The organism is Streptomyces sp. S6 (assembly GCF_054880855.1).
On the sequence record NZ_JBTYMC010000418.1, the window covers coordinates 1 to 4,624 of the forward strand.

At 72.1% G+C, this 4,624-nt stretch carries 5 protein-coding genes and 2 pseudogenes; 1 reads left to right on the forward strand and 6 read right to left on the reverse strand.

The window, feature by feature from the left end; all coding sequences use genetic code 11:
* A pseudogene (locus ACVNF4_RS32685) lies at positions 1 to 103 on the reverse strand (serine protease); the annotation flags it as partial.
* Position 104: 1 nt separating this feature from the next.
* Here ACVNF4_RS32685 and ACVNF4_RS32690 point away from each other — a divergent pair.
* Positions 105 to 248 (forward strand): annotated as a pseudogene (locus ACVNF4_RS32690) (phytoene dehydrogenase); the annotation flags it as partial.
* 20 nt (positions 249 to 268) lie between these two features.
* Here ACVNF4_RS32690 and ACVNF4_RS32695 read toward each other — a convergent pair.
* The 5 genes from ACVNF4_RS32695 to ACVNF4_RS32715 all read right to left on the reverse strand — a co-directional run.
* On the reverse strand, positions 269 to 1,282 hold the full coding sequence (locus ACVNF4_RS32695) for an SCO2102 family sporulation regulator (protein WP_461806506.1): 1,014 nt from the start codon (positions 1,280 to 1,282) through the stop codon (positions 269 to 271).
* Positions 1,283 to 1,338: 56 nt separating this feature from the next.
* Positions 1,339 to 2,262, reverse strand: coding sequence for a methylenetetrahydrofolate reductase [NAD(P)H] (gene metF, locus ACVNF4_RS32700; protein ID WP_461806507.1), 924 nt, complete (start codon positions 2,260 to 2,262; stop codon positions 1,339 to 1,341).
* A 102-nt stretch (positions 2,263 to 2,364) separates the two neighbouring features.
* Positions 2,365 to 3,009 (reverse strand): thiamine phosphate synthase, encoded by a 645-nt coding sequence (gene thiE, locus ACVNF4_RS32705; protein WP_461806508.1) that lies wholly within the window; start codon positions 3,007 to 3,009, stop codon positions 2,365 to 2,367.
* A gap of 555 nt (positions 3,010 to 3,564) precedes the next feature.
* Entirely contained in the window at positions 3,565 to 3,930 is a 366-nt protein-coding gene (locus tag ACVNF4_RS32710) for an Rv2175c family DNA-binding protein (RefSeq protein WP_461806509.1), read from the reverse strand.
* Positions 3,931 to 4,032: 102 nt separating this feature from the next.
* A partial coding sequence (locus ACVNF4_RS32715; RefSeq protein WP_461806510.1) for an oxidoreductase C-terminal domain-containing protein occupies positions 4,033 to 4,624 on the reverse strand: 592 nt, incomplete at its 5' end.

The window sequence follows — 4,624 nt, forward strand, 5'->3', positions numbered from 1 at the left end:
CGGGCGCGCGGTAGACGTAGGTCGAACGCACCTGCTGGCGGCCGGAGGTGGACTGGAGGTCCACGACACCGGCGGTCGCCGTGATGCTCGTGTTCGCGCCGGTCCCGTCCAACACGACCGCCCTGCCCGGCCTGTTCACCGTGGGCGGCTGGTCCCACCCCGGCGGAGGGCTGGCGCACGCGGGCATGTCGGGCGCGCTGGTGGCGGGGCTGATCGTGGAGGGGCTGGAGTTCAGGGGGTCGCAGTGAGGGTGTGAGACAGCGGCCCGTCAGAAACGGTACTGCTGCTCGTCGTACCCGTTGCCGCCGTTCTGGCGGGGCCGGCCGTCCTGGTAGTACTGCTGGTCGGCCGGGAGGTCCTGGCCGTAGGACGGGTCGTCGGTGTTGCGCTGCTGGGGGACCCAGACGCCGCCGGCGGGGGTCTCGGTGTAGCCCGGCTGCTGGCCGTACTGGTCCTGGGGGTAGCCCTGCTGACCGTACTGCTGCTGGTCGTAGCCGGTGGTGTCGTACGAGCCGGTGGCGTAGGGCTGGGTGCCGATGTACGGGTCGGAGTAGGCGGCGTACTGCTGCTGCTCTCCGTTGGTGTCGTAGCCGTAGGCCTGCTGCTGGTCGTACCCGGAGTAGCCGTAGGCGTCTGTGCTCTGGCCGGGCTGGCCGGTGGCCGCCGCGTACGCGGAGTCGCTGTAGACGCCGTAGGTGCCGGTCTCGTCGGGCATCGGCTGGGGCTCGTAGACCGCAGTGGTGTCGGCGGTCTGGTGCATCGGGCGGGCCGGGGTGAAGACGTCGTCGCGGTCGTAGTCGTCGTCGTAGGCGCTGGTGGCGCGTTCGAAGGCGGCGGTGGCCGCGGCGTCGAGGGCCGGGTCGGCGTCCTGGCCGAAGGGGGCGTCCGGGGCGGCGCTCGCGGGCATGCCGGGGAGCGGGGCCAAGGGGGCGTCCGGGGTGTCGTCGCCGGTCTTGCCCTTGCGGCGCTTCGTGAAACCTTCCGGCTTCATGAAGCCCGCCCGCTTCGTGAGGCCCTCCGCGCCGTCCGGGCGTTTGAACGCCCAGCCGGACTCGAAGCCCTTGCGGAACGAGAGCGTGACGTACGTCTGGCCGATCGCGAACGCGACCGCGCCGACGGCGATCACCGGGACCGATGGAATCAGGACACCGAAGACGACGCCCAGGAAGCCGACGAACGCCAGCAGCCGCCAGCGCAGCCGCGCCTTGTACTGCAACAGCACCTCGCCGAGCAGCCAGAGCGCGACGACGCCGAACGCGATGTAGAGGACCGTCCAGCCCATGTACGCCCCTCTCCCAGTGGCCGCTACGCAGTGTGTCCTATTCCGGTGCGACCGGTCTAGGCCCGCGGGGGATGGTGCAGGCCAAGGTTCTCGTAGATTTCCAGCGACGCCGTGGAGTTGTTGAGCGTGATGAAGTGCAGTCCGGGGACACCCTCGGCGAGCAGCCGCGCGCAGAACTCCGTGGCGAATTCGATACCGATGGAGCGTACAGCGGCCGGATCGTCTTTCGCCGCGAGGATCCGTTCCCGGAGGACGGACGGGATGGCCGCGTTGCTGAGCTGCGGGAGCCGTTCCAGCATGCGGACGCTGGTGACCGGCATGATCTCCGGGATGACCGGGGTGTCGCAACCCGCGGCGGCGACGCGGTCGCGCAGGCGCAGGTAGGACTCGGGCTGGAAGAACATCTGGGTGATCGCGTAGTCGGCGCCCGCGCGGCACTTGTCGACGAAGTGCGCGACGTCCGTGTCCCAGTGGTCGGAGCGGGGGTGCATCTCGGGGAACGCGGCGACACCGACGCAGAAGTCGCCGGACTCCTTGATCAGGCGGACCAGTTCGGCCGCGTAGGTCAGTCCGCTGGGGTGCGCGACCCACTCGGCCATGGGGTCGCCGGGCGGGTCGCCCCGGACGGCGAGCATGTTGCGGATACCGGCGTCCGCGTACTGGCCGATGATGTTGCGCAGTTCGGCGATGGAGTGGTTGACGGCGGTCAGGTGGGCGACGGGGGTGAGCGTCGTGTCGGCGACGATCTGCTCGGTCTCCTTGACCGTCCCCGCGCGGGTGGAGCCGCCGGCGCCGTAGGTCACCGACACGAAGTCCGGTGCCACCGCCTCGACTCGCCTGAGCGCGCTCCACAGGCTCCGTTCGCCCTTCGGCGTCTTCGGGGCCGAGAACTCGAACGAGTACGTCGTCTTGCCGGACGCCAGAATGTCACGCACCGTGCGTGCGCGGTCGGTCCTTGTGGATGCGGTTCCGAGGGCCATACCCGCAGGTTAGCCAGGGTGGGGCCGCTACCCCAACCGACCTCGGGGAAAATGCCCTAATCCGTAAGGGTGGCGTCCGCATAGCGGACGGTCCGCTCCGCTCTACGCGCTCCGCAGCCGCTTCGTGAAGCGCGCCGCCGCCTCGCCGGGGTCGTCCGCCTCGGAGATCGCCCGGACGACGACCACGCGGCGGGCGCCGGCCTCCAGGACCTCGTCGAGGTTGGTGAGGTCGATGCCGCCGATGGCGAACCAGGGGCGGCCGGTGTTCAGGGAGGCGGTGTGGCGGACCAGGTCGAGGCCGGGGGCGTGGCGGCCGGGCTTGGTGGGGGTGGGCCAGCAGGGGCCCGTGCAGAAGTAGTCGACGCCCTCCTGGACGGCGGCGGCCTCCGCCTCCGCGTTCGCGTGCGTGGAGCGGCCGATCAGCGTCCGCCCGCCCAGGATCGCCCGCGCCGCCGGCACCGGCAGGTCGCCCTGCCCGAGGTGCAGGACATCCGCGCCGGCCGCGTGCGCCACGTCCGCCCGGTCGTTCACGGCGAGCAGCTTGCCGTGCCGCGCGCACGCCTCCGCGAACACGGCGAGGTGCTCCAGCTCCTCCGCGGCTTCCATCCCCTTGTCCCTGAGCTGCACGATGTCCACTCCCCCGCCGAGCACCGCGTCCAGAAACTCCGGGAGGTCTCCCTGACGCTTCCGCGCGTCCACACAGAGGTAGAGGCGGGCGTCGGCGAGGTGCGCTGCGGCGTCGGGCACGGTGGGTTCTCCCGGGGTGAGTTGGTGGGTGGTGGGACGCTGGAAGCGGGTTCGGGGGCCTGTGGGGGCACAGGACTGCCGACGAGCCGTCCCTGCGGACGGGTTGCCGGGGTGCGGCAGCGGATTGCCGAGGTGCGCGGACGCCCTCCTGGGGCCGGCAGCCCCACGACACCCCTCAAGCCCTGGGCCGATCAAGACGCCCGGCTCACCGAGCCCCTCGAAACGGCGGCCTCCCGCACACCCCGCGCAGTCTCTCGCGCCCGGTGCCCCGGAGGCCAGTGCCCTGTGGATCTCACGGTCTCGCCGAGCCACGGCCTCGCGGCGCTTCCACCGCCCTGGGCCATGGCCCTGCGCAGGAGACCTCGTCGCTCCACCGAACGGCTGCCCTCCGGAGACCGCCTCACGCGACGACGTCCCCGGAAATCCAGCCACCCTGCTGAACGCCAGCCCCCGACGGCCCCCGCCGCTCGCATGCGGCATCGGCCCGCGTGTCCACCCGAAGGGCCCCGCACGGCCGCGTCTCTCACTCCGCGGCCGTACCTCTGTGGGCGGTGCTCAGACGGCCAGGGCCTGGGCGCGGCGTTTGACCTCGGTGCCTCGGTTCTCCTGGAGTGCCTGGGCCGGGGTGCCGGGGAGGGTGGGGTCGGGGGTGAAGAGCCACTCGATCATCTCCTCGGCCGTGAAGCCGTCGTCCCTCAGGACGGTCAGGAGGCCGGGGAGGCCCTTGACGATCTTGTCGCCGTCGATGAAGGCGGCGGGGACGTGCAGCGCGCGGTTCTCGCCTCGGCGGACGGCGATCAGCTGGCCGTCCTTGACGAGCTGCCGTACGCGGGTCACCTCCTCTTCGAACTGTTCGGCGATGTCGGGCAGGGTCAGCCAGGCGGGGACGAGCGCGTCGATCCTCGTGTCAATCTCGGTCACGGCATCAAGCCTGCCATCTGCCACTGACACGCGGAAGCCGGGACCACCCGGACCGGCCCCCCACCCACCCCCGAGACCCCTCTCGGGGAAACCCCGTACCCCTCACGCCACCGCCGACTTCAACGGCGCCCCCGCGTCCCCCAGCACCTCCACGTCCAGCTCGGCCCCCGCCTCGATCAACCGCCGCCCCTGCGCCAGATCCCGGGGCCGGCCGACCGCCAGCAGCGCGACCAGCCGCCCTTCCCGCAGCCAGCAGACGGACCAGGCGGGCCCGGTGGGGTCCCCGCGCCAGATCATCGCGTCGGCGCCGGTGTGGTGCCCGGCGTACTGCACGAACCGCCCGAACTGCTCGGACCAGAAGTACGGGACGGGGTCGTAGGCGACGAGGGGCGCTCCGGTGGCGCCCGCGAGGATGTTCGCGGCGACCGTGCGGGGCCCCTGGAGGGCGTTGTCCCAGTGATGGATCAGGAGGCGTTCGGCGTACCGCGCGGAGGGGAAGGAGGCGCAGTCGCCGACGGCGTAGACGTCGACGGCGGAGGTGCGGAGGCGGTCGTCGGTGACGACCTCGCCGTGCGCGCCGAGGGCGATGCCGGAGCCGGCGAGCCACCCGGTGGCGGGCCGGGCGCCGATGCCGACGAGGACGGCGCCGGCGGGGATGCGCGTGCCGTCGTCGAGGAGCACGGCGCCGGGTTCG

What these genes read in the sequence shown, in the direction of transcription:
- ACVNF4_RS32695 (WP_461806506.1), bottom strand. Translation starts at nt 1,282, where the DNA reads ATGGGCTGGACGGTCCTCTACATCGCGTTCGGCGTCGTCGCGCTCTGG.
- metF (WP_461806507.1), bottom strand. Translation starts at nt 2,262, where the DNA reads ATGGCCCTCGGAACCGCATCCACAAGGACCGACCGCGCACGCACGGTG.